A 21470-nucleotide genomic window follows, 5' to 3' on the forward strand; every position below is an offset into this window, starting at 1 on the left:
GAGGGGCCCGGCGGGGCCGCCGTCCGGGTGGTGGACGGCACACCGGTGCGGGAGGGCGCGCACAGGCGCCCCGGTAGAATCGCCCGGTGAGCGAGACGCCTGACACCCCCGTGACAGCCCCGGACCTGGTCGACGGCACGGTCGACGAGACCCCCGAGCAGATCCGGGTCCGGCAGGAGAAGCGGGCCCGCATGCTCGCCGAGGGCGTCGAGGCGTACCCGGTGGGCGTCCCGCGGACGCACACGATCGCCGAGGTCCGTGCGGCGCACCCCGACCTCGAGCCGGGCACCGAGACGGACGTCGAGGTCGGCGTCGCCGGTCGCGTCGTCTTCCTGCGCAACACCGGCAAGCTCTGCTTCGCGACGCTGCAGGACGGCGAGGGCAACCGGCTGCAGGCGATGCTCAGCCTCGCGGAGATCGGCGAGGACCGGCTCACGGCGTTCAAGGCGGACATCGACCTGGGCGACCACCTGTTCGTGCACGGCCGCGTCATCTCGTCGCGCCGCGGCGAGCTGTCGGTCTTCGCGGACGCGTGGCAGCTGGCCGCGAAGGCCATCCGCCCGCTGCCGAACCTCTACGAGGGCACCGTGCTGTCCGAGGAGGCGCGCGTCCGGCAGCGGTACGTCGACCTCATCATGCGGCCCGCGGCGCGGGACATGGTGCGCCAGCGCGCGGCCGTCGTCCGGTCGCTGCGCGACAACTTCCACCGCCGCGGCTACCTCGAGGTCGAGACGCCGATGCTGCAGACGCAGCCGGGCGGCGCGGCGGCCCGCCCCTTCGTCACGCACATGAACGCGTTCGACATCGACCTGTACATGCGGATCGCCCCGGAGCTGTTCCTCAAGCGTGCCGTGGTCGGCGGCATCGAGCGGGTCTTCGAGATCAACCGGAACTTCCGCAACGAGGGCGCCGACAGCACGCACTCGCCGGAGTTCGCGATGCTCGAGGCGTACGAGGCGTACGGCGACTACGACACGATGGCGGAGCTCACGCGCGACCTGGTGCAGACCGCCGCCAAGGAGGTGCTCGGCGGCACGCTCATCGTGCTGCCGGACGGCACCGAGTACGACCTCGGCGGCGACTGGGCGCAGCTGAACATGTACGACTCGCTGTCGGAGTCGCTCGGGACCGAGATCACGGCCGACACCACCCTGGCCGAGCTGAGCACGATCGCGGCGAGGCTCGACGTCGAGGTGGACCCGAAGAAGGCGAGCCACGGCAAGCTCGTCGAACAGCTCTGGGAGCACCGCGTCGGCGACGCGTTGTCCGCGCCGACATTCGTGCGCGATTTCCCGGTCGAGACCAGCCCGTTGACGCGCGACCACCGCAGCAAGCGCGGACTCGTCGAGAAGTGGGACCTGTACGTGCGCGGCTTCGAGCTGGCGACCGCCTATTCGGAGCTCGTCGACCCGGTGATCCAGCGTGAGCGCTTCGAGGCGCAGGCGCGGCTCGCGGCGGCCGGTGACGACGAGGCGATGCGCGTCGATGAGGACTTTCTCACGGCCGTCGAGTACGCGATGCCGCCCGCCGGCGGGATGGGCATGGGGATCGACCGGCTGCTCATGGCGCTCACGGGATACGGCATCCGCGAGACGATCCTTTTCCCGCTCGTGAAGCCGCAGGTCTGAGGGGAACGGCATGGACACCCTGCTCACGGCGCTGGCGGCGATCATCCCGTCGGTCGGTGTCGGCCTGCTGTTCTGGCTCGCCATCCGTGCGCTGGTGAATGCCGACCGCACCGAACGGCAGGCTTTGGCCAGAATGGATGCCGCGGAACGCGCCGCGGAAGCCGCCGCGAAGAATGGCGAATCTCCGTCGGGCGTTTGACGTTGCATTAGTCCGGGTGCGATGCTGCACGAGTCCCGCATTTCGCACATCGCATACCGGAGCGAACAATGGCGCAGAAGACTGTCGTGACCCTTGTGGACGACATCGACGGTGGAACTGCCGACGAGACCGTCACGTTCGGGATCGACGGCGTCACCTACGAGATCGACCTCACCACCGCGCACGCGGCCGAGCTGCGCGACGCGCTCGCGTCGTGGGTCGGCCACGCACGCAAGGTCGGGGGCCGCTCGGGTTCCGTGCGGTCGGGTGCCACCCGCAACCGTCGCGCCGCGAGCGGCGACGCCCAGGCCGTCCGCGAGTGGGCCAAGGCGAACGGTCACCACGTCTCGGAGCGCGGCCGCATCTCGGCCGAGGTCAAGGCTGCGTACGACGCGGCGCACTGAGCACCGAGCACCGCGGCTGAGCACCGAGCACCGCGGCTGAGCACCGAGCACCGCGGCTGAGCACCGAGCACCGCGGCCGGCCGGCTGACGAACGAGAGCCCGGCACCCTGGAGCGATCCAGGGTGCCGGGCTCTCGTCGTGCCCGCCGACCGGGGTGTGCCGGCCCGCGGACGGGCGGGTGCCGGTCGGGTGGAGCCGACCGGCCTGCGCGCTCAGGCCGGGCGCGACGCCGTGAGGTCCCGGACGGCGGCGTACTGCTCGCGCACGCGCGCGACGGGCTCGCCGGTGTACGTCTCGGCGGTGGAGGCGGCGCTCCACGCGGGCGGCTGGGCGGCGCCGGACAGCACCCACGCGGCCTGCCGGGCGGCACCGTCGGCGACGTACTCGCCGGGCGTCGGGACGAGGACGTCGAGCCCGAGCACGGACGGGGCGATGCGCCGCACGGCCTCGGACTGCGCGCCGCCGCCGATGAGGAACAGCCGCTCGACGGCGACGCCCTGGGCGCGCAGCGCGTCGATCCCGTCGGCCAGGCCGCAGAGCATGCCCTCGACGGCCGCCCGGGCGAGGTGCGCGGGCGTGGTGTTGCCGAGCCGCACGCCGTGCAGGGCGCCCGTCGCGTCGGGCTTGTTCGGGGTCCGCTCGCCCTCGAGGTAGGGGACGAGCACGAGCCCGTCGGCGCCGGCGGGGGCCGAGAGGGCGAGCGCGGACAGGCCGGCGTGGTCGGTGCCGAGCAGGCGGGCGGCGGCGTCGAGCACGCGTGACGCGTTGAGCGTGCAGGCCAGGGGCAGGAACGCGCCGGTCGCGTCGGCGAAGCCGGTGACCATGCCGCTGCCGTCGGCGGTGACCGTGGGCGTGATCGCGGACACGACGCCCGACGTGCCGATCGACACGGCGACGTCGCCGGGGCCGAGCCCGAGCGCGAGGGCGGCGGCGGCGTTGTCGCCGGCGCCGGGGCCGAGCACGGGAGCGAGCGCACCGACGGCCGAGCGGGGTCCGGCCTGGTTCGGGCCGAGCACCACCGGCAGTGCGGCCGAGTGGCCGAGTGCGAGCTCGAGCAGGTCGTGGCGGTACTCGCCGGTCGCCGGGGACCAGTAGCCGGTGCCGGACGCGTCGGAGCGGTCGGTGACGAGCGCGTCGAGGCCCGCCGAGCCGGAGCCCGCACCGTGCCCGGCGAGCCGCCAGGTCAGCCAGTCGTGGGGGAGAGCCACCGCGGCGACGCGGGCGGCGTTCTCGGGCTCGGCGTCGCGCAGCCAGCGCAGCTTCGTGATCGTGAGGGACGCGACGAGGACGGAGCCGACGGCGTCGGCCCACGCCTGCGGGCCGCCGAGCTCGTCGATGAGCTGCAGCGCCGCGGGGGCGGAGCGGGTGTCGTTCCAGAGCAGCGCGTCGCGGACGACCTCGCCGGTCTGGTCGAGCGCGACCATGCCGTGCTGCTGGCCTCCGACGGAGATCGCCTCGACGTCGTCGAGGCCTCCCGCGTCGGCGATCGCGGTCTGGAGGGCGTCCCACCAGTGGCGGGGGGCGACGGACGTGCCGTCGGGGTGCGAGGCGCGACCGCTGCGCACGAGGGCGCCGGTCTCGGCGTCGCGGACGACGACCTTGCAGGACTGCGTGGACGAGTCCACGCCGGCGACGAGGGCCATGGATGTTCCTTCGTGACTGACGGGTCGTGACGGCGGCGTCGCGACCGACCGGGAGAGCGGGCCGGGGAAAGGGGACCGGCCGGGCCCGTTGCGGAGACGGGCCCGGCCGGCGGGTACTCGGAACGGCTGGGGGTCAGCGGGCTCCGAGAGCGTGCTCGACGGCGAGCTGGTTCAGCCGGACGAAGCCGAAGCCACGGGCGGCGACGGCGTCGACGTCGAGGTCCTCGTACGCCGAACGGTCGGCGAGCAGGTCGGCGAGCGTCTCACCCTCGGCGAGCGTCGGCTGCGAGAGCTCGAGCACACCGGCCTCCTCGAGCGCGGCCTGGACCTCGGGGTCGGCGCGGAACGCCTGGGCCCGCTCCTTGAGCAGGATGTACGTCGACATGTTGGCCGCGGCCGAGTCCCAGACGCCCTGGAAGTCCTCGGTGCGCGACGGCTTGTAGTCGAAGTGGACCGGGCCGTCGTAGCGGGGGCCGCCACCCGGGAAGCCGTTCTCGAGCAGGTCGACCGTGGCGAACGCCGAGAACAGGTCGCCGTGGCCGAACACGAGGTCCTGGTCGTACTTGATCGACTTCTGGCCGTTGAGGTCGATGTGGAAGAGCTTGCCCGCCCACAGCGCCTCGGCGATGCCCTGCGTGTAGTTGAGGCCGGCCATCTGCTCGTGCCCGACCTCGGGGTTCAGGCCGACGATGTCGCCGTGCTCGAGCTTGGCGATGAGCGCCAGCGCGTGGCCGATCGTCGGGAGCAGGATGTCGCCGCGGGGCTCGTTCGGCTTGGGCTCGATGGCGATGCGCAGCCCGTAGCCCTTCTCCTTGATGTACGACGCGACGGTGTCGATGCCCTCGGCGTAGCGGTCGTGCGCGGCGTTGAGGTCCTTGGCCGAGTCGTACTCGGCGCCCTCGCGGCCACCCCACATGACGAACGTGTCGGCGCCGAGCTCGGCGGCGAGGTCGACGTTGCGGACGACCTTGCGCAGGCCGTAGCGACGCACCCGGCGGTCGTTCGAGGTGAACGCGCCGTCCTTGAAGATCGGGTGGCTGAACGTGTTGGTCGTGACCATCTCGACCGTGATGCCGGTCTCGGCGAGCGCGCCCTTGAAGCGGTCGAGGATGCGGTCGCGCTCGGCGGCGTCGGAGCCGAACGGCACGACGTCGTCGTCGTGGAACGTCACGTGCGAGGCGCCGAGCTCGGCGAGCTTGTGCACGGACTCGACCGGGTCGAGCCAGGGGCGGGTCGCGGAACCGAACTGGTCCTGCGCGTTCCATCCCACGGTCCACAGGCCGAAGGAGAACTTGTCGTCACGGGTGGGCTTGCGGACCATCGTCGAACCTCTCAGCGTCGAGATTTGTTGTATGGATGAACTTATGCGCGATCGCCGCTAGGGTCAAGCCATGAGGTCGACGCCGGCGCGGCAGGGGAGCCTGCGCGAGCACAACCTGGGCATCGTCCTGCGCGAGGTCCTCGAGGCCGCCGCGACGGGCGCCCCACCACCGTCCCGCGCGGACGTGGCCGCCGCGACCGGGCTCGCCCGCGCCACGGTCTCGGCCCTCGTCGACCGCCTCGTCGCGTCCGGCCTGGTCGCCGAGCTCGAGCCCGTCCCGACCCTCAGAGCCGGCCGTCCCGCCGTGCCGCTGGCAGCCCCGTCCGGCACGCTCGCCGCGCTCGGGGCCGAGGTCAACGTCGACTACCTGGGCGTCCGCGTCGTCGACCTCTCCCGCGCCGTGCTCGTCGAGCGCGTGGTGCACGGCGACTACCGCGGCAGCGACCCCGCCGCCGTCCTCGCCGAGCTCGGCGCCCTGGTCGACGACGCCGTCGGAGCGCTGCCCGGCCACGGCGCCGACGTCCCGGACGGCCGCCCCGTCCGGCTCGCGGGCGCGTCCCTCGCGCTGCCCGGGCTCGTCGACAGCACCGCCGGCACCCTGCTGCTCGCCCCGAACCTCGGCTGGCGGGAGGTCGACGTCGCCGGCCTGCTCGCACGCTCGTCGTCCGTGCTGCGCGAGCACCCCCCGCTGCTCGCCAACGAGGCCGACCTGGCCGCCCGCGCCGAGGCCGACCTGCGCCGCGCCGACGGCCCCGCGAGCTTCGTCTACGTCTCCGGCGAGATCGGCATCGGTGGCGCGATCGTGCTCGACGGACAGATCTTCGGCGGCCGGCACGGCTGGGCGGGCGAGCTCGGGCACACCGTCGTCGCGGACGGGCGCACGCTCGAGCAGGTCGCCGGCCAGGACGCCATGCTGCGCGCGGCGGGCCTCGACCGGCAGGCCGGCGTCGAGCCGCTGCTGCGCGCCGCGCGGGCGGGCGAGCCGGCCGCGCTCGCCGCGCTCGCGGACGCCGCCACCGCGCTCGGCGTCGCACTGTCGAACGTCGTCAACCTCCTCGACGTGGGCCACGTCGTGCTCGGCGGCACCTACGCCCGGCTCGCGGTCCACCTGCGCGCCCCCGTGCTGGCGGCCCTCTCGGCCCGGGTGCTCGCCGGGCCGTGGGTGCCGCCGACCGTCGACGTGGCGCGCGGCGGCAACCTCGCGGCGATGACCGGGGGAGCGCTCGCGGTCCTCGGCCAGGTCGTCGCGGAGCCGTCCGCGTGGCTCGTCGAGCACGAGGTCGCCGGGGCGGGCTGACCCGCGCCGTCAGTCCTGCCCCTCGCCCAGGAGGCGCCGGACGCCTGCCCGCGAGCCGAGCAGCGCGACGACCAGCAGGGTCACGGGCACGAAGCCGCCCAGGCTCACGGCGTCGCCGAAGACGACGTCGACCAGCCAGAGCACGACCAGCTTGCTGCCCGCCGCGACGACCCACAGCGCCAGGGCCGCCACGACCCTGGCCCGCCGGGTGGTCGCGGCACGGAACCGGGCGACGACGCGGCCCTTGACGCGGAGCACCACCTCCAGGGCGACCTTGAGCAGCACCGCGGTGAGCAGCGACAGGGTGAAGCTCTCGCTGAGGACGGCCGGCAGGTACTCGATCGCGAGGTTCAGCACGACGACGTACACGAACACGTCGACGACGTCGGCGGGGCGGGTGCGGTGCCGTGCGGGGACCGGGCCACGGCGCGTGGGCGGCGGCCCGTCGTGACCTGCACCTGTCCCGTTCGGCACGCTCAGCCCCGCTCGCCCGCGGCGACCGACGTCAGGGAGTCCAGCATCGGGTCCAGGGTGGTCGGGTCCTGGACGAGAGTGAGCATCCCCTGCCACCACGCCCGCTGGACGGACGCGGGCATCAGGTCCCCGGCGCCGAACCGGGTGACCGGGGCGTCGGTCAGGTGCTCGGCCACCGCGCGCGAGACGGGGTCGTCGTACGCGTCCGCCGGGACGGCGAGATTCACCGACGTGAAGCCGCCGAGCCGCACCCACTGCTCCTGCGCGTCGGCGCCGGTGAGGTAGGCGAGGAACGACCGGGCGGCGGGCGTGTCGTGCATCATCACGACGACGTCGCCGCCGACGGTGATCGCGCCCGCGTGGGCCGGGTCGACCGTCGGGAACGGGAAGAAGTCGTAGTCGTCGGCGGGCGTCAGGTCGGGGAACGCCGTCGTGATGAACCCCTCGGCGAACGAGGCCATGGAGTACATGAACGCCGTCGGAGGGTCGCCGTACAGCGGGACGACACCGTCGGCGTCGCCCGTCGTGAGGATGCCCTGGGTGCCGCCGAGCACGTATCCCGGGGTCTCGACGATCGTCGAGAACCTCTCGAACGCCGCCCGGACGCACGGGTCCGTCCACGGGACCTCGGCGGCGACCCACCGGTCGTAGAGGTCCGGTCCGCAGCCGGCGAGCACGAGCTGCGCGACCCAGTCGGTGAGCGCCCAACCGCTGCCAGGGCCCTTCGGCGCGACGACGGAGAACGGGGTTCGTCCGTCGGCGACCATCCGGTCGGCGAGCGTCGTCAGGTCGTCCCAGGTCGCGGGAACGGCGTACGCGCCCGCCTCGAACGCCGGCGGGGCGTACCAGACCGTCGCCTTGTCCGACACCTTGGAGAACAGCCCGTACAGCACACCGTCGTGGCTGCCGAGGTCGAGCCATGCGGTGGAGTAGTCCTGCGTCACCTCGTCCACGTCGAGCGCGTCGCCGAGCGGCACCAGTGCACCGTCGCCGGCGAGCTCGTGCAGCAGGCCCGGGTTGGGCAGGACCGCGATGTCGGGCGGGTCGTCGTCCTCGGCACGGGCCGCCAGGTCGCGGGCGACGTCCTGCGACCCCTGCCAGTCGACGACCCCGCCGGTGTCCTGCTCCCAGGTCGAGGCGACCGTGTCGAACGCGTCGTACTCCGGGCCGCTCCACAGCCCGACGACGTCGACGTGCGCACCGTCGAGACCGGCGCTCGCCGTGGGCTCCGGGGTGCTGTCGGCCGTGCAGCCGGCCGTCGAGATTGCGGCGAGCAGGACGACGGCCAGCACGGTCCCGCGGCGAAGGATCATCGATGGTCCCCGGTGAGGTCTGCTCGGGAGCGCCCGACGCGTCGCACTCTACGCGTGACCTGGACGACGACGGCCGAACGGGCGGAGGTGCTGCTCGCCGTCGAAGGCACGATCGGGACGGGGGCGTTCGCCGCCTGGCCGGTTGCTACGCGGCACCGCGGTCAGGTCTGGCAGAGCAGACAGCCTCCGGCATGTCGTGGGATGCCACGCCATTCATCATGCCGGAGGCCGCCACGCTCACGTCACGGGATCCTGACGTCGGCCCCGATCGAGAGTGCCTAGGCGCTCTGCGCGAGGTCGGAGCCGTCCGGCACCCGGCGCCGAGCCCAGAGCTGCCTGGTCAGGTACAGCAGCGGACCGACTATGGGCACGAAGAGCAGCACGATGAGATCGACGAACTTGCCGCGATAGGGCCGGTCGACGAGCCAAGCGACGAGCGCCGCCAGTCCCAGAGTGATCCCCGCGGTCCAGATCGCGTCGTACCAGACACCGCTCAACTGAGTCGGCCCTGTCCCCATCAGGAGTTCTCCTGCCAGTACTGGTTGCCGCCCACCTTGAGCCGGACGCCCTTGGTCACCTGACCGCCGATGCCAGCCGCGACGTTGTAGATGATAGCCAGCTCGGCGTGTGCGGGTTCCGATGCGCTCTCCACGCCCTTGAGGATGCGGAGCTGGTGCGACTCGTAGTTGTGCCCGACCGCATAGGTGAAGAACGGCGACCCGACGCTGCTGATGCTGTCCCAGCTGGTCGTCGTCGTGAAGTTGGCATAGAAGCCGTAAGAGAAGATCGTCGTGCGGTAGTGGACCTTGCAGTTGGTGTAGCTCGCCCAGCCGCTTCCACCGACGACGCGGCAGCCGGTGACCGAGAACGTCGTCGCCCCTCCGGGCTTGACAACGCGGGGGAGCTCCCGTTCGACGACACCGATCGAGCCGTCCGCGTACGTGGAGATGGTGACCGCCGAACCTCCGCGCGCTTCGTTCGTCACGGACACCGGCTTGGCGCCCCGCACGTCGGCGTCATTCAGGCCTCCCGCGAGGCCCTTGTTGAGGAGCCTGTCCTGAACCTCCGGCGCCACGCCGAACTCCGTCATGAACGCACGGCTCGCCTGGACGTCAGCGGGCTCGATCGGCGGGGATGCCGCCGTCGCTTGAGTCGGAACTGCCAACGCCGTCAGCAGCGCGGCGACGACAACGAGTGGCCTCATTCTCTGCACGGTAGATCTCCTCGTCCTGACCTGATGACCCGGTCCGACGACCGGGTTGGCGTGGAACGTAGCCACGTGTGTCAGCCCGGTTCGGTTCGACTGGTGGCCCTTGTGGACCGCTTCGAGGAGTGCCCGGGCTGTGGATGGTTCACGGTGCCTGTTCCCACGTCGGGCACCTGGATCAATCCGCTCCGGCCGTCCCGCCGTAGGCTCGGGGACCGTGACCCCGCAGCCCGAGAACCTCCGCCCGCTCTGGATCGGCACGTACCCCGAGGCGGGGGCCGGAACCCCGGCGGGTCTCGGCGAGGGCATCTGGCGCGTCGACCTCGACCCGGCCACGGGCGCCCTGTCCGGCGCACGCCTCGTCGTCGAGACGCCCGCGCCGTCGTTCCTCGTCGCGCACCCCACGGCACCGGTGCTGTACGCCGTCGACGAGGAGCAGGACGGCGCGGTCACCCTGTTCGACGTCGTCGACGACGACCTGCGGCCGCGCGTCACCGTCTCGTCGGGCGGTGCGGACCCGTGCCACCTGCTGCTCGACGACGAGGCGCGGACCCTGCTGGTGGCGAACTACAGCGCCGGCACGCTCGGCGTCCTCCCGCTCGACGCGGACGGCGGCTTCAGCGCCGAGGTGCTGGCCGCGGGCGGTCCCGCGCAGGTGCTCGGCCACACCGGCGCCGGTCCTCACCCGGAGCGGCAGGAGGCGCCGCACGCGCACTTCGTGGCCGTCGCGCCTGGCGGCCATCACGTCCTCGTCGTCGACCTCGGGACCGACGAGGTCCGGCGCTACTCGCGCGACCTCGAGTCCGGGCTGCTCACGGAGGACGGCGTCGCCGTGTCGCTGCCGCCGGGGACCGGGCCGCGGCACCTGGCGTTCGCCGTGGACGGCAGCCGCGCGTACGTGGTCGGCGAGCTCGACGTGACGGTGCACGTCCTGGCCTGGGACGAGCCGACGGCCCGGGGCGAGCTCGTGCAGACGCTCCCCGCCACGACGAGCGAGGACGAGGGCACCCGGCTCCCCGCGCACGTGGTGCTCGACGGGAACCGGCTGCTCGTCGGCGTCCGCGGGCCGGACGTGGTGTCGACCTTCACGGTGGACGACGACGGCCTGCTGCGTCCGGACGGCGAGCACGTGCTGCCCGGGGGCTGGCCGCGGCACCACACGGTGGTCGACGGGTGGACCGTGGTCGCGCAGCAGACGGGCGCCGGGCTCGTGGTGCTCGACGCCGACGGGGCGCAGGTGGGGTCCGCGCTCGTGCCCGCGCCGGCGTGCGTGGTGCCCGCGGTCCTCTGACCCGACGGCGTTCAGCGTCCGCTCAACGCCGCCACCAGTGCCTCCATCCGTTCGCGGGTGCCCTCGTGCTCGCCGAAGTGGACGGCCAGAGCCGCGGCTCCGACCTCGCGGTAGGCGACGACGTCGTCGGCGATGCGCCCGACCGGCACGGCCGGGTCCCAGCCGATGCGCAGCGTGGCCGCGACGTCGCGGCCGTCCGCGAGCTCGGTGAGCCGCCGCGCCCGCTCGGCGAAGGCGTCGACGCTCGCGGGGATGCCCTGCCAGATGTCGGCGTACCGGGCTGCGCGACGCAGTGCGGCGTCGCTGTTGCCGCCGACCATGAGGTGCGGGCTGCCGTCTGGGACCGGCGCGAACACCCCCTGGTCGTAGGAGAACCGCCGGCCGCGGTAGGGCGCGCCGCCCCCGGCGAACAGGTGCTGCAGCACCGCGAGCACGTCGTCGGTGACCGCACCCCGGTGGGCGTAGTCGGCGCCGACAGCGTCGAACTCCTGCTCGTTCCACCCCACGCCGAGGCCCAGCACCACCCGTCCCGTCGAGAGCTGGTGCAGGGTGGCGACCTGCTTGGCGAGCACGAACGGGTCGCGCAGCGGCGCCACCAGCACCGACGTGCCGAGCCGCACCTGCTGCGTCACGGCGGCGACGTACGCGAGCGTCACCAGCGGCTCGTAGACCCCGCCGAACGTCGGACCGTACGCGCCGGGTGGCAGCACGTGGTCGGGTAGCCAGACGGCCGCGTACCCCAGGTCCTCGGCCGCGCGGGCGAGGTCGACGAGGGTCGCCGCGGGCATCGACGGTGACTCGTCGGGAAGCACCACCTCGAGCTCCATGACGGTACGGAACCTCGAGCACGGCGGACCCATTCCGGACCGGGTCGGTCACAGGCGCTCGGTTCGTCCGGTCGTGGGTGCCGTGACCGAATCGTGACCTTCTGCACTTACCGTCCGGTAAGTCTTTGTGGTTGCCTGGCGACAGCCGAGCGACCGCGGTGAGCGACGCCGGGGCAAGGACGCCCCGGCCGGTGCGGCCGCACGGCGTCGGACCGGCAGGGGGCCGGCCGGAGTCTGCGTCACGAGGGAGTGACCCGTGCGTCGTGCCCGCACCACCCGTCCCCGTCCCCACGCCTGGACCGGCGCCCTCGCCGCGCTCGCGGTCGTCGTGCCCCTCGCGCTCGTCGCGACCGCCGGGCCCGCGACCGCGGCGCCGGGCGACCTCGCGCTGACGGGCACGGCCTCCGCCTCGCAGTTCCAGTCCGACGCCGACGGCACGTTCCCGCCGGGCGCGGCGACCGACGGTGACCCGGGCACCCGCTGGGCCAGCGGCAACGGCCCGGACGAGGACGTGCCGTTCACGGCGTGGCTGCAGGTCGACCTCGGCACGACCGCGGCCGTCGACCACGTGGTGCTCGCCTGGGAGGCCGCGTACGCGCGGGGCTACGAGGTGCAGGTCGCGACCGCGGACCCGGCGGACCCGGCGGACCCGGCGTCGTGGACCACGGTGCAGACCGAGACCGCAGGTGACGGCGGGACCGACGACCTGACGCTCGCGACCCCGGTGGACGCCCGATACGTGCGGCTCCAGATGAACCAGCGCACGAGCTTCGACTGGGACCCGGCCCGCCTGCACTGGTACGGGTACTCGCTCTTCTCGTTGGAGGTGTACGGCACTCCGACCGAGATCGCGACGGCGTTCGGCACCACCGGGGCGACGGTCCCGGCGGGCAGCGCCGCGACCGTCCCCGTCGTGCTGGCCGTCCCGGCCGCGACCGAGCAGTCGGTGCACGTGTCGTCGACCGGCGGCACCGCGACGCCCGGCACGGACTACACCGCGGTGGACCAGGTCGTGACGTTCGCGCCGGGGGAGACCACCGCCGACGTCAGCGTGCCCACGGTCGACCACGGCCCGCTCGCCCCGGTCCGGACAGTGACGCTCGCCCTCGACACCCCGTCGTCCGGCCTGGTCCTGGGCGGCCGCACCACCGCGACGGTGACGATCACCCCGCACGGCCAGCTTCCCGACGTCGGCGCGGTGACCGTGCTCGACGACTACGAGGACGGCGTCCCCGCCGGCTACACGACGTGGGGCATCAGCGCGCCCGTGACCCCGGTGCTCACCACCGCACCGGCCGACCACGACGGCGACGCGCTCGTCGCGACGGTGTCCGGCACCCCGGCGGCGGGCGACTGGTTCGGCTTCACGCACGACACGTCCCCCACCGACTGGTCGGCGCACGACGGCTTCACGTTCTGGTTCCTCGGCACGGGCGGCGGCGGCCTGCTCCGGTACGAGGTGAAGAGCAACGGCCAGCTGTTCGAGACGTCCGTCGTCGACGACGCCGCGGGCTGGCGTCAGGTGAACGTCGCGTTCGCGACGCTGCGGCTGAAGAACGACCCGGCTTCCGACGCGCGCTTCGACCCGCACGTCTCGGCAGGCTTCGCGGTCACGCTCACGGACCTGGGTGCCGGCGCGTGGCAGTTCGACGACCTCGGGCTCTACGACCGGGTGACGACGGTCGAGGACGCCGAGGGCGACGTCCCGATCGCCGACCCCGGCACCACGGTCGGCCTGTTCACGTGGGGCTCCACGGGCGCCGACGTGACGCTCGGCGTCACGCAGCAGGACCGCGAGGGCGCCCCGGCCGGCAACCACGTGCTGTCCGGCACGTACCTGATCCCGTCGGGCGGCTGGGGCGGGTTCAGCGAGAACCTCGCCGCCGGGCAGGACTGGAGCTCGTTCCGCGGCATCCGGCTGCTCTGGTACGCCTCGCAGGACAACCGCCCCGCGTCGCCGACCGCGGGCGACGACATCAAGGTCGAGCTGAAGGACGGCGGCCCGGACGGCGAGCACTCCGAGCTGTGGGCCACCACGTTCAAGGACAACTGGTCGCCCGACGGCAGCCGGTGGAAGGTCGTCGACCTGCCCTTCTCGCAGTTCACGCTCTCCGGCTACCAGCCGGGCGACGCGGCGACCCGCAACGGCACCCTCGACCTGACGTCGTCGTGGGGGTACGCGCTGACGTTCGTGCCTGGGCTGTCGACCACCAAGGGCTGGGCCGTCGACGACGTGCAGCTCTACGGCTCCGCGGTCCCCGCGCCGACCGCGTCGGTGGCGGCCGCGCAGGACGTCGTGCTCGTCGACCCCGGTGAGACCGCGCACGTCCCGGTGGTGCTCACGACCACGGACGGCGAGCCGCTCACCGACGCCGTCACCGTGACCTACACGAACGGGCCCGGCACCGCGACGGCGGGCACCCACTACGACGCCTTCGGCGGCACGCTCACGTTCGACGCGGGCACCGCCTCCGGGACGACGCAGACGATCGACGTCGTCACCCGTGCGACGGCCGCCGTGGACGACGCCCGGACGGTCGAGGTCACCCTCGCCGCGACCGGCGCCGCCGTCGGCACGTCGCCCCGCGTGGTGCTCGACGCGGTCGGTGCGCCGTACCTGGACGCGAACCGCCCGACGGCGGAGCGCGTCGAGGACCTGCTCGGCCGCATGACGCTCGCCGAGAAGATCGGCCAGATGACCCAGGCCGAGCGCCTCGGACTGCAGTCGCCGCGGCAGATCGGGGACCTGGCCCTCGGGTCGGTGCTGTCCGGCGGCGGTTCGGTCCCCGCGCAGAACACGGCCGCGGGCTGGGCGGACATGGTCGACGGCTTCCAGCGCCAGGCGCTGTCCACCCGGCTGCAGATCCCGCTGATCTACGGCGTCGACGCCGTGCACGGCCACAACAACGTGGCCGGGGCGACGATCTTCCCGCACAACGAGGGCCTCGGCGCCGCGCGCGACGCCGACCTCGTCGAGCAGGCCGCGCAGGCCACGGCCGCCGAGGTCCGTGCGACAGGCGTCCCGTGGGCGTTCGCCCCGTGCCTGTGCGTCACGCGCGACGAGCGGTGGGGCCGCAGCTACGAGTCGTTCGGCGAGGACCCCGCCCTGGTCGCGGCCATGGCCGGCCCGGCGATCACCGGCCTGCAGGGCGACGACCCCGCCGACATCGCCGGCGCCGACGAGGTGCTCGCCACCGCGAAGCACTGGGTCGGCGACGGCGGCACCACGTACGACCCGGCGCTCGCGGGCACCGGCTACCCGATCGACCAGGGCATCACGCACGTCGCCTCGCTCGACGAGCTGAAGCGGCTCTACGTGGCGCCCTACGAGCCCGCGATCGCGGCCGGTGTCGGCTCGATCATGCCGTCGTACTCCGCGGTCTCGGTCGACGGCGGCGCACCCGTCCGGATGCACGAGGACAAGGCGCTGAACACCGACCTGCTCAAGGGCGACCTGGGCTTCGACGGCTTCCTCATCAGCGACTGGGAGGGCATCGACAAGCTCCCGGGCGGCACGTACCAGGACAAGGCGGCGCGGGCGGTGAACGCCGGGCTCGACATGGCGATGGCGCCGTACAACTTCGGGGCGTTCATCACCTCGACCACGGCCAGCGTCGAGTCCGGCGCGGTCAGCACCGCACGGGTCGACGACGCGGTCCGGCGGATCCTCACCCAGAAGTTCGCGCTCGGCCTGTTCGAGAAGCCGTTCGCCGACCGCTCCCAGGCGGGTGCCGTCGGCTCCGACGCCCACCGGGCGATCGCCCGCGACGCGGCCGGCGAGTCGCAGGTGCTGCTCAAGAACGACGCGGTCCTCCCGCTCGCCAAGGACGCCCACGTGTACGTCGCGGGCTCCAACGCCGACGACCTCGGCAACCAGGCCGGCGGCTGGACGATCTCGTGGCAGGGCTCGTCGGGGCCGATCACCACAGGCACGACGATCCTCGGCGGGATCCGAGGAGTTGCGCCGGCCGCGGCGGTGACCTTCTCGAAGGACGCCTCGGCGCCCGTCGGCGACGCGACCGTCGGGGTCGTCGTGGTCGGCGAGACGCCGTACGCGGAGGGACAGGGCGACGTCGGCAACAACGGCAAGAGCCTGTCCCTGTCGGCCGCCGACCGGACCGCGATCGACCGCGTCTGCGCGGCCGTCCCGTGCGCGGTGCTCGTCGTCTCCGGGCGTCCGCAGCTCGTCACCGACCAGCTCGGCGAGATCGACGCGCTCGTGGCGTCGTGGCTGCCCGGATCCGAGGGCGCGGGCGTCGCGGACGTCCTGTTCGGCGACCGCCCGTTCACCGGGCGGCTGCCGGTGACCTGGCCGGCGACCGCCGAGCAGGTCCCGGTCAACGTCGGTGACGCCACGTACGACCCGCTGTACGCGTACGGCTGGGGCCTGCGCACCGACGCGCAGCGGGACCGCCTCACGACGGTCGTCGCCGACCTCCCGGCGGGCGCCGCGCGCGACGCGGTGCAGGCGGTGCTCGACGCGCCCGTCTGGTCGGGCTCGGAGCTCGACCCGTCGACGCTGACCACGGCGGTCCCGCTGCTCGCGACGGCCGCAGGTCTGCTCGACGGCACCGACCGGGACACGGCCGAGGCGGCGGGGCTCGTCGTCTCGCTGCTCCGCGACCTCGCGCAGCAGGCGGTCGTCGCGGACGCTGCCGCGCAGGCCCTGCCGGACGACGCCGTCGCCCTCACCGCCGACGCCGAGCACGCCCTGATGTCCGGGGCGGCCGGGGACGCGGCCGAGCTCCTCGCCCAGGTCATCGGGGTCTCGACGACCGCACCGGTGGCCTCGACGACCACCCTGACGCTCTCGTCGACGGTCGCCGTGCTCGGCCACCCCGCGACGGCGCGCGTCACGGTCGCCGCCGACGGGACGACCCCGACCGGAACGGTCGACATCCAGGCCGACGGCGTGACCGTGGCGAGCGTCACGCTCAGCCGCGGCACCGGCAAGGTCGCCCTCCCGGCGACCCTCGTCGCCGGCCACCACCGGATCGTCGCGGTGTACGCCGGCACCCCCGGAACCGACCCGCCGGTACTCGGCTCGTCGTCGAGGTCCGTGACCTACGTGGTGACCCCGACCCTGCCGCGCGTCACGACGGACGGCACCGACTGGACGGTCCGCGCGAAGGATCCGAAGACGGTCCAGGTGCAGGTCAGCGGCGTCCCGGGCCTCACCCCGACGGGCACGGTCGACGTGTGGGTCAACGGTGCCCGCCGCGGCACCGCCACGCTCGACGCCGCCGGGCACGCGACGGTCACGCTGCCGTCGTCCACCAGGACCTCGCTCGTCGTCGTGACGTACCGCGGCGACGACAGCTACCTCCCGTGGGCGTCCCTGCCCCACCTGCTGGTGGTCCGCTGAGAGGACGGGCGGCCCGCCCGGGACCCCGTTCCCGGGCGGGCCGACCCCTGCGTGCGCGAGAATGGGTGGCAGACCCGTCCGCCACCAGGAGCCTCCGTGACCTTCGAGCACGCCCCCCGCGTCGCCATGCTCTCGGTGCACACCTCACCCCTGGAGCAGCCGGGGACCGGTGACGCGGGCGGCATGAACGTGTACGTGCTCGAGCTGTCCCGGGCGCTGGCCGCCCGCGGCGCGCGCGTCGAGATCTTCACGCGGGCCACGTCGTCCGACCTGCCCGAGACCGTCGTCCTGCCGGGGACGGACGCGACCGGCCGCGAGCTCACCCACGACGAGTCCCGCGACGTGCTCCTCGCGCACGCCGTCGAGCCGGGCGTCACCCCGCCGGTCCTCGTGCACCACGTGCCCGCCGGCCCGTTCGAGCGGCTCGACAAGAACGACCTCCCCGGCGTCCTGTGCGGCATGGCCGCCGGCGTGCTGCGCTCCGAGGCCGCCCGGCGCCCGGGCTGGTACGACGTGGTCCACTCGCACTACTGGCTGTCCGGCCAGGTCGGGCGCATCGCCGCCGACCGGTGGGAGGTGCCGCTCGTGCACACCGCCCACACCCTGGCCCGCGTGAAGAACGCGTCGCTCGCCCCCGGCGACAGCCCCGAGCCGCACGGCCGGGTGCTCGGCGAGGAGCAGGTCGTCGCGGAGGCCGACGCGCTCGTCGCGAGCACCCCGTGCGAGGCGAACGAGCTCGTCGAGCTGTACGGCGCCGACCCGTCCCGCGTGCACGTCGTCGAGCCCGGCGTCGACCTCGACCGGTTCGCCCCCGTCCCCGCCGCCGACCGCCTCGCCGCCCGGCGCGCGCTCGGCCTGCCCGTCGACCGCGACGTCGTCCTGTTCGCCGGCCGCGTCCAGGCCCTCAAGGCGCCCGACGTGCTCGTCCAGGCCCTCGGCGTGCTGCGCGCCACCGGCCGCCCGGTCCCGCTGCTCGTCGTCCTGGGCGGCCCGTCCGGCCGCTCCACCGCCGTGCGGGAACTGCAGGCGCTCGCGGCCGTCACCGGCGTGCCCGACGACGTCGTCGTCCGCCCGCCCGCCGACCGCGACACCCTCGCCACCTGGTACCACGCGGCCGACGTGGTCGCGATGCCGTCGCGCAGCGAGTCGTTCGGGCTGGTCGCCGCGGAGGCGCAGGCCAGCGGCGTGCCCGTCGTGGCGGCGTCCGTCGGCGGGCTGCGCCTGATCGTCGACGACGGCGTCTCCGGCCGGCTGGTGCGCGGGCACGACCCCGCCGTGTGGGCCGACGTCCTGTCCGACGTGCTGGCCGATAAGGCCGCGCTCACGACGATGTCCGCGAGCGCCCGTCAGGTCGCCGAACGGTTCGGCTGGGGCACCACCGCCGACCAGCTCCTCAAGGTGTACGGCGTCGCCGCCGAGGGCCGCTGACCCTCACTCGGGCTGCCAGAGCTCGATCCGGTTCCCCTCGGGGTCGGTGACCCACCCGAACCGGCCGACACCCTCCATGTCCTGCGTCTCCTCGGCCACCGCCGCACCTGCGGCGCGCAGCTGCGCGAGCATCGCGTCGAGGTCACGGACCCGGAAGTTGAGCATCGTCTGCTGGGCGACCGGGAAGTAGTCGCTCCCGGTCTCGAAGGGGGCGAACACCGTCGGCCCGGCCTCCGGCTGCCACAGCCCGTGCTCGTCGAGGTCGAGACCCAGGACGTCCCGGTACCAGGCGCCCAGCGCCACCGGGTCGGACGCCCGCACGAAGTACCCGCCGATGCCCACCACGCGTTCCATCCCGCCAGCATGCCGCGCGCCACCGACAGACGGTGGACCGACGGGCGGCGGACAACCGACGGACGTCCCGGACGCACCGGCCGAGGCTGCGGCAGGATGGCCCCATGACCTACACCCTCGTGCTGCTCCGCCACGGCGAGAGCGAGTGGAACGCCAAGAACCTGTTCACCGGCTGGGTCGACGTGGCCCTCTCCGAGAAGGGCATCGAGGAGGCGAAGCGCGGCGGCACGCTGCTCACCGACGCGGGCGTGCTGCCCGACGTGGTGCACACGTCGCTGCTGCGTCGCGCGATCACCACGGCGAACCTCGCGCTCGACGCCGCGGACCGTCACTGGATCCCCGTGAAGCGCAGCTGGCGCCTGAACGAGCGCCACTACGGCGCCCTGCAGGGCAAGGACAAGAAGCAGACGCTCGACGAGTACGGCGAGGAGCAGTTCATGCTCTGGCGCCGCTCGTACGACGTGCCGCCGCCGGACATCACGCCCGGCTCGGAGTACTCGCAGGACGCCGACCCGCGCTACGCCGGTGAGCCGATCCCGCTGGCCGAGGCGCTCGCGCAGGTGCTCGTCCGTGCGCTGCCGTACTGGGAGTCGGACATCGTCCCGGACCTGCAGGCGGGCAAGGTCGTGCTCGTCGCCGCGCACGGCAACTCGATCCGGGCGCTGGTGAAGCACCTGGACGGCGTGGACGACGCGACGATCGCCGGGATCAACATCCCGACGGGCATCCCGCTGCTCTACACGCTCGACGAGGAGACCCTCAAGCCGACCAACCCGGGCGGCACGTACCTCGACCCCGAGGCGGCCGCGGAGGCCATCAAGGCGGTCGCGAACCAGGGTCGCTGACCCAGGTCCGAGAACGACGACGCGCCGGTCACCCCACGGGTGGCCGGCGCGTCGTCGTCCCGGGCTCGGCTGCCGCGTCGAACGCCGCGACCGCGGCCCGCGTGGCCGACAGCCGCCAGCCTGCCTCGACGATCTCCTCGAGCTCGGTCCAGTCGGGGGAGTGCGCGGCGTCGAGGTGCGCGGCGACCCACCCGTACCTGCCCATGTACGGGGCGACGAAGTACCGGTCGGGGTCGCGCGCGACGATCGCCTGCTGCTCGTGCCGGTCGGCCTTGCACCACAGGGCGAGCCGCCCGTCGGCGTGGTGGTCGGGCAGGATCCAGGCGAACCGCTTGCCCCGGGTGAAGAACCCGGTGTTCCCGTACGGGTCGACCTCCGCGGTGGTCTCGGGCAGCCGCCCGACGACCGCCCCGATCCGCCGTCGCGCCTCGGCGACGTCGTCGTCGCCCCACCCGAGCACCCGCTCCTGGCTCATCGGCCCACGGTAGCGACGCCCCGCGGGCGAGCGACCCGGCGACGGGCCGGGTCAGGAGGCGGAGATCTCCTCGCCGACATTCCCCGTCACCAGGTACACGACGCGGCGCGCGACGGAGACGCCGTGGTCGCCGAACCTCTCGTAGTACCGGCCGACGAGCGTGACGTCGACGGTCTCCTGCGGGGTGCCGGTCCACGAGCCGCCGAGCAGCGCCGTGAACGAGTCCTCGTGCAGCTCGTCGAGGAGGTCGTCGTCCTGCTCGATGGACTCGGCGATCGCGAGGTCGCGGTTCTCCAGCAACGTGGTGAGGCGGCGCGCCACGCGGACGGCGGCGTCGTGCATCTCGGCGAACGTCCCGGAGAGCCCGTGCGGGATCGCGTGCCGCGGGTAGCGGCCGCGGGCGACCTGCGCGACGTGGCGGGCGAGGTCGCCCATCCGCTCCATGGTCGCGCTCATCCGCAGCGCGGAGACGACGATCCGCAGGTCGGTCGCGACCGGGGCCTGCTGGGCCAGCAGCAGCACGCAGCGCTCGTCGAGGTCGCGCTCCAGCGCGTCGATCTCGAGGTCGCCGGCGATGACCGTCTCGGCGAGCGCGAGGTCCGCCGTGAGGAGCGCGACGCCCGCATCGGTGATCGCGCGCTCGACCCGGCCCGCGAGGGTGACCAGGTCGTCGCCGAGCTGGGTGAGCTCGGCGTCGAAGATGTCCCGCATGTGATCCTCTCCCGTCGCGACGGGGTGCCGCGCGGTCGTCAGGCTGACACCGGCAGATGAACGGCTGGGCTCGCCCAGGTGAACGGACGGCGGCGGTTGGGCCGCACGGCACGGTCCGCGCAGGCCCATCGTGCGCGCCCGTCCGACTTGCCCGTTACGTTCGGGATGTGATCGGCATCACAGCGCTCGCGGGCGCACCCGGGGTCAAGATCGCGGCTCCTGCCCTCGGAGGGTTCGTCGTGCCCCGCCCGGGCCGCGTCGCCGACCTGGACGCGCTGGTCGGCGCCCACCGCGTCACGCTCGTCGTCGCGCCCGCGGGGTTCGGCAAGTCGACGCTGCTGGCGTCGTGGACGGCGGCCACAGCGGAGCGTCGCCCCGTCGCGTGGCTCACGCTCGACGCGTCCGACAACGACCCGGCCCGCCTCCTGCACGGCCTCGCGCACGCGCTCGCGGTCGCCGTCCCGGACCCGGCCCGTCCGACGGCCCGCACGGTCGACGAGCTGCTCGTCGCGCTCGACGGCGCGCCCGACGGGCTCGTCGTCGTGGTCGACGACGTGCACGCCCTCGACGCCGGGGTCACCCGGGAGGTGCTCGGCCGGCTCGTCCGCTACGCACCGCCCGGCCTGCGCCTCGTGCTGGCCGGCCGGTACGACCCGCCGCTCCCGTTGCACCGGCTGCGGCTGGCGGG

Annotated in this window: 19 protein-coding genes; 9 read left to right on the forward strand and 10 right to left on the reverse strand. The window is 73.7% G+C overall.

Translation table 11 applies throughout. The features are described from left to right. The first annotated feature begins 86 nt into the window (after positions 1-86). From lysS to Cch01nite_RS19070, 3 genes are all read left to right on the forward strand, one after another. Positions 87-1628: a lysine--tRNA ligase gene (gene lysS, locus Cch01nite_RS19060; protein WP_203758072.1), complete on the forward strand. Its 1542-nt coding sequence runs from the start codon at positions 87-89 to the stop codon at positions 1626-1628. A gap of 10 nt (positions 1629-1638) precedes the next feature. Next, on the forward strand, positions 1639-1827 hold the full coding sequence (locus Cch01nite_RS19065) for a hypothetical protein (RefSeq protein ID WP_203758073.1): 189 nt from the start codon (positions 1639-1641) through the stop codon (positions 1825-1827). Positions 1828-1895: 68 nt separating this feature from the next. Next, entirely contained in the window at positions 1896-2231 is a 336-nt protein-coding gene (locus Cch01nite_RS19070; protein WP_203758074.1) for a histone-like nucleoid-structuring protein Lsr2, read from the forward strand. A gap of 212 nt (positions 2232-2443) precedes the next feature. Here Cch01nite_RS19070 and xylB read toward each other — a convergent pair whose 3' ends face one another. Both xylB and xylA read right to left on the reverse strand, forming a co-directional pair. Next, positions 2444-3874: a xylulokinase gene (gene xylB, locus Cch01nite_RS19075; protein WP_203758075.1), complete on the reverse strand. Its 1431-nt coding sequence runs from the start codon at positions 3872-3874 to the stop codon at positions 2444-2446. 133 nt (positions 3875-4007) lie between these two features. Then, complete coding sequence (xylA, locus tag Cch01nite_RS19080; RefSeq protein ID WP_203758076.1) at positions 4008-5195, reverse strand: xylose isomerase; 1188 nt, start codon at positions 5193-5195, stop codon at positions 4008-4010. 70 nt (positions 5196-5265) lie between these two features. Between xylA and Cch01nite_RS19085 the strand changes: the two genes are divergently transcribed. Continuing rightward, entirely contained in the window at positions 5266-6492 is a 1227-nt protein-coding gene (locus Cch01nite_RS19085; RefSeq protein ID WP_203758077.1) for an ROK family transcriptional regulator, read from the forward strand. Between the two features lie 9 nt (positions 6493-6501). Here Cch01nite_RS19085 and Cch01nite_RS19090 read toward each other — a convergent pair whose 3' ends face one another. The 4 genes from Cch01nite_RS19090 to Cch01nite_RS19105 form a co-directional block, all read right to left on the reverse strand. Next, the gene (locus tag Cch01nite_RS19090; RefSeq protein WP_239071066.1) at positions 6502-6966 is read right to left on the reverse strand and encodes a hypothetical protein; all 465 of its coding nucleotides are present in this window, start codon (positions 6964-6966) and stop codon (positions 6502-6504) included. A 2-nt stretch (positions 6967-6968) separates the two neighbouring features. Then, positions 6969-8279: an ABC transporter substrate-binding protein gene (locus tag Cch01nite_RS19095; RefSeq protein ID WP_203758078.1), complete on the reverse strand. Its 1311-nt coding sequence runs from the start codon at positions 8277-8279 to the stop codon at positions 6969-6971. A 278-nt stretch (positions 8280-8557) separates the two neighbouring features. Next, complete coding sequence (locus Cch01nite_RS19100) at positions 8558-8797, reverse strand: hypothetical protein (RefSeq protein WP_203758079.1); 240 nt, start codon at positions 8795-8797, stop codon at positions 8558-8560. Then, on the reverse strand, positions 8797-9483 hold the full coding sequence (locus Cch01nite_RS19105) for a hypothetical protein (protein WP_203758080.1): 687 nt from the start codon (positions 9481-9483) through the stop codon (positions 8797-8799). Before Cch01nite_RS19105 ends, Cch01nite_RS19100 begins: the two co-directional genes overlap by 1 nt. A 220-nt stretch (positions 9484-9703) precedes the next feature. Between Cch01nite_RS19105 and Cch01nite_RS19110 the strand changes: the two genes are divergently transcribed. Then, on the forward strand, positions 9704-10777 hold the full coding sequence (locus tag Cch01nite_RS19110; protein ID WP_203758081.1) for a lactonase family protein: 1074 nt from the start codon (positions 9704-9706) through the stop codon (positions 10775-10777). Positions 10778-10788: 11 nt separating this feature from the next. On the opposite strand, the gene Cch01nite_RS19115 is transcribed toward Cch01nite_RS19110, so the two are convergent. Further along, entirely contained in the window at positions 10789-11604 is an 816-nt protein-coding gene (locus Cch01nite_RS19115; RefSeq protein ID WP_203758082.1) for a TIGR03619 family F420-dependent LLM class oxidoreductase, read from the reverse strand. A gap of 256 nt (positions 11605-11860) precedes the next feature. Between Cch01nite_RS19115 and Cch01nite_RS19120 the strand changes: the two genes are divergently transcribed. Continuing rightward, positions 11861-16969, forward strand: a complete 5109-nt coding sequence (locus tag Cch01nite_RS19120; RefSeq protein WP_203758083.1) for a glycoside hydrolase family 3 N-terminal domain-containing protein — start codon at positions 11861-11863, stop codon at positions 16967-16969. A gap of 96 nt (positions 16970-17065) precedes the next feature. Continuing rightward, positions 17066-18397, forward strand: coding sequence for a glycosyltransferase (locus Cch01nite_RS19125; protein WP_444542251.1), 1332 nt, complete (start codon positions 17066-17068; stop codon positions 18395-18397). A 3-nt stretch (positions 18398-18400) separates the two neighbouring features. Here Cch01nite_RS19125 and Cch01nite_RS19130 read toward each other — a convergent pair whose 3' ends face one another. After that, complete coding sequence (locus Cch01nite_RS19130; RefSeq protein ID WP_203758084.1) at positions 18401-18751, reverse strand: VOC family protein; 351 nt, start codon at positions 18749-18751, stop codon at positions 18401-18403. A gap of 104 nt (positions 18752-18855) precedes the next feature. Between Cch01nite_RS19130 and Cch01nite_RS19135 the strand changes: the two genes are divergently transcribed. Next, a complete protein-coding gene (locus Cch01nite_RS19135; RefSeq protein WP_203758085.1) occupies positions 18856-19596 on the forward strand; it encodes a phosphoglyceromutase in 741 nt (246 codons plus the stop codon). Between the two features lie 28 nt (positions 19597-19624). On the opposite strand, the gene Cch01nite_RS19140 is transcribed toward Cch01nite_RS19135, so the two are convergent. Beyond that, positions 19625-20071, reverse strand: coding sequence for an MmcQ/YjbR family DNA-binding protein (locus Cch01nite_RS19140; protein WP_203758086.1), 447 nt, complete (start codon positions 20069-20071; stop codon positions 19625-19627). Between the two features lie 51 nt (positions 20072-20122). Next, on the reverse strand, positions 20123-20782 hold the full coding sequence (gene phoU, locus Cch01nite_RS19145) for a phosphate signaling complex protein PhoU (RefSeq protein WP_203758087.1): 660 nt from the start codon (positions 20780-20782) through the stop codon (positions 20123-20125). Between the two features lie 167 nt (positions 20783-20949). Here phoU and Cch01nite_RS19150 point away from each other — a divergent pair. Then, a partial coding sequence (locus Cch01nite_RS19150) for an AAA family ATPase (RefSeq protein WP_203758088.1) occupies positions 20950-21470 on the forward strand: 521 nt, incomplete at its 3' end.

Origin of the sequence: Cellulomonas chitinilytica, assembly GCF_016862675.1 — a bacterium.
In the GTDB taxonomy this organism is placed as follows: domain Bacteria; phylum Actinomycetota; class Actinomycetes; order Actinomycetales; family Cellulomonadaceae; genus Cellulomonas; species Cellulomonas chitinilytica.

Coding starts and splice junctions, on each gene's coding strand:
- Cch01nite_RS19065 (WP_203758073.1), top strand. CDS start 1,639: ATGGACACCCTGCTCACGGCGCTGGCGGCGATCATCCCGTCGGTCGGT.
- Cch01nite_RS19070 (WP_203758074.1), top strand. CDS start 1,896: ATGGCGCAGAAGACTGTCGTGACCCTTGTGGACGACATCGACGGTGGA.
- xylB (WP_203758075.1), bottom strand. CDS start 3,874: ATGGCCCTCGTCGCCGGCGTGGACTCGTCCACGCAGTCCTGCAAGGTC.
- xylA (WP_203758076.1), bottom strand. CDS start 5,195: ATGGTCCGCAAGCCCACCCGTGACGACAAGTTCTCCTTCGGCCTGTGG.
- Cch01nite_RS19085 (WP_203758077.1), top strand. CDS start 5,266: ATGAGGTCGACGCCGGCGCGGCAGGGGAGCCTGCGCGAGCACAACCTG.
- Cch01nite_RS19095 (WP_203758078.1), bottom strand. CDS start 8,279: ATGATCCTTCGCCGCGGGACCGTGCTGGCCGTCGTCCTGCTCGCCGCA.
- Cch01nite_RS19100 (WP_203758079.1), bottom strand. CDS start 8,797: ATGGGGACAGGGCCGACTCAGTTGAGCGGTGTCTGGTACGACGCGATC.
- Cch01nite_RS19105 (WP_203758080.1), bottom strand. CDS start 9,483: ATGAGGCCACTCGTTGTCGTCGCCGCGCTGCTGACGGCGTTGGCAGTT.
- Cch01nite_RS19115 (WP_203758082.1), bottom strand. CDS start 11,604: ATGGAGCTCGAGGTGGTGCTTCCCGACGAGTCACCGTCGATGCCCGCG.
- Cch01nite_RS19130 (WP_203758084.1), bottom strand. CDS start 18,751: ATGGAACGCGTGGTGGGCATCGGCGGGTACTTCGTGCGGGCGTCCGAC.
- Cch01nite_RS19135 (WP_203758085.1), top strand. CDS start 18,856: ATGACCTACACCCTCGTGCTGCTCCGCCACGGCGAGAGCGAGTGGAAC.
- Cch01nite_RS19140 (WP_203758086.1), bottom strand. CDS start 20,071: ATGAGCCAGGAGCGGGTGCTCGGGTGGGGCGACGACGACGTCGCCGAG.
- phoU (WP_203758087.1), bottom strand. CDS start 20,782: ATGCGGGACATCTTCGACGCCGAGCTCACCCAGCTCGGCGACGACCTG.